General features: G+C 69.7%; 1 protein-coding gene. It reads left to right on the top strand.

Annotated features, from left to right (window positions below):
* Positions 1 to 426 (top strand): C-terminal helicase domain-containing protein (locus tag BST44_RS29275; RefSeq protein WP_142274750.1); only part of this gene is annotated, 426 nt, incomplete at both ends.

Genomic DNA, 426 nt, shown 5'->3' with positions numbered 1-426 from the left:
CTACCCGGCCAGCAACCACCACGATCCCCACTCGGCGGCCACCGTCACCCTCGCCGACGGGCTAACCGCCTCTGCCGGCGACTGGGTCGCCACCCGCAAAAACGCCCGCTGGCTACGCACCACCACCCACGGCGCCTGGGTCAAAAACGGCCACCGCTGGATCATCCGCACCGTGCACGACGACGGCTCGATCACCGTCGTCCCCCTGCGCGGTCCGGCCACCCCCGTGCGCCTCCCCGCCCGCTACGTCACCACCTACACCACGCTGGGATACGCCAGCACCATCAACGCCGCCCAAGGCATGACCGCCGGCGGCCGCGACACCGAAGGAACCTGCCACATTGTCGGCTCCGACCGCCTCTCACGCCAACAGCTCTACGTCGCGCTCACCCGCGGCCGCACCGAAAACCATCTCTACGTCTCGAC

Origin of the sequence: Mycobacterium scrofulaceum, assembly GCF_002086735.1 — a bacterium.
Classification (GTDB): Bacteria; Actinomycetota; Actinomycetes; order Mycobacteriales; family Mycobacteriaceae; genus Mycobacterium; species Mycobacterium scrofulaceum.
This window is presented reverse-complemented; position numbering and strand designations above follow the sequence as displayed.